At 65.7% G+C, this 1,710-nt stretch carries 3 protein-coding genes; all 3 read left to right on the top strand.

Annotated features, from left to right (window positions below; translation table 11 throughout):
- A partial coding sequence (locus tag ACXJKR_RS31635) for a sensor histidine kinase (protein ID WP_457326222.1) occupies window positions 1-475 on the top strand: 475 nt, incomplete at its 5' end.
- Window positions 476-500: 25 nt separating this feature from the next.
- Entirely contained in the window at window positions 501-1,154 is a 654-nt protein-coding gene (locus ACXJKR_RS31630) for a response regulator (RefSeq protein WP_056194361.1), read from the top strand.
- A gap of 27 nt (window positions 1,155-1,181) precedes the next feature.
- Window positions 1,182-1,710, top strand: a 529-nt coding sequence (gene ruvA, locus ACXJKR_RS31625; protein WP_457326221.1) for a Holliday junction branch migration protein RuvA, incomplete at its 3' end; no start/stop codon positions are given.

Genomic DNA, 1,710 nt, shown 5'->3' with positions numbered 1-1,710 from the left:
TATCTCCACGCTGGCGCGCGAGGCACTGGAGGAGATGCGCCTGTCGGTGCGCGGCCTGACCGGCAAGCCGGTGCATCTCATCGACGCCCTGGGTGACTGGCGCGCGGAGGTCGTTTCACGCCTGGGCCAGGCCAATATCCTGGCCGAATGGAAGTCGCCGGCCGAGGACATCGAGCACACCTTCCAGGCCCGCTCCTACGTGCAGACGACGCGCATCCTGCGCGAGTCGGTGTCCAACATCATMAAACACAGCGGCGCCACCCATGCGACGATTTCCAGCGCGGTACAGGACGGCGATTTCATCTTGACCATCCAGGACAACGGCCAGGGCATTCCGTCCGAACTGGACGGAAGGTTGGACAGAGGCCACGGCATGGCGAGCATGAAATCACGCGCCAAGCAGATGCATGGCCAGTGCCTGGTTGAATCCGGCCCTGGCTGGGGTACTGTGATCCGTCTGACCATCCCGCTCTGAACAGCGCTCTGAATCCGAGGCTCCCATGAACCACATCCTGCTGCTCGAAGACATCCCGGAGATCCGCGCCTGGCTCAAGGCGTTGGTCAAGCAGGTGTTCGCCAACGCCCAGATCACCGAGTGCTCKCGGGTGCAGGACGCGCTGGCCCTGGTCAATGGCCAGCGCTTCACGCTGGCCCTGCTGGACCTGGGCCTGCCCGACGGTTCGGGCGTCGAGGTCATCGCGGCGCTGCGCGAGAAGCAGCCCGAAGTGCAGTCGGTCATCGTCACCATCCACGACGACGACGAGCATCTCTTCCCTGCCTTGCAGGCCGGTGCCTTCGGCTATCTGTTGAAGGAACAGTCCCGCGAGCTGCTGGTGGAGCAGCTGCAGCGCATGAGCGGCGGCGAGCCGCCGCTGTCGCCGTCCATCGCGCGCAAGGTCATCGCCTACTTCGCGGCTCAGAAAAAGCCCAGTTCGCAGGCGTTGCTGCACGAGGTGTCGCTGACCGACCGCGAGACCGAGGTGCTGCTGCGCGTGGCCAAGGGCTACACGCTGCCGGAGATCGGCGTGCAGCTGGGCCTGAGCCGCCACACCATTGCCGACTATGTGAAGCAGATCTACCGCAAGCTCAACGTGAGTTCGCGTGCCGAGGCGGCGCTGGAAGCTCAACGGCTCGGGTTGTTCGGCAGGAACTGATCGCCCTTCGGCCCAGATAATGGGCCGATGATTGGAAGACTGACAGGCGTCATCGCCGAGAAATCGCCCCCGCAGGTCGTCATCGACGTGGCGGGCGTGGGCTACGAGGTGGACGTGCCCATGAGCACCTTCTTCAACCTCGGCGGCCTGGGCGAGCGGGCCGTGCTGCTGACCCACCTGACCGTGCGCGAGGACGCGCACCAGCTGTTCGGCTTCCTCACCCACGAAGAGCGCGCCACCTTCCGCCAGCTCATCAAGATCAGTGGCGTCGGGCCGAAGATGGCCCTGGGCTTGTTGTCGGGCCTGTCGGTTTCAGAACTCGCCCAGGCCGTGTCGCGCCAGGATGCGGGTCGGCTGACCAAGGTGCCGGGCATTGGCAAGAAGACGGCCGAGCGGCTGCTGCTGGAGCTGAAGGGCAAGCTCGGCGCCGACCTGGCTCTGCCCGCCGCCGTCACCAACGACACGCAGGCCGACATCCTGCAAGCACTGGTCGCGCTGGGCTACAGCGAGAAAGACGCCGCCGCCGCGCTGTTCCGCGACGCCATCCAGCGCTACC

Source organism: Roseateles sp. P5_E11 (genome assembly GCF_054049355.1).
Note: the sequence above shows the minus strand (reverse complement) of the source record. Positions and strands in the feature narration are given on the sequence as shown.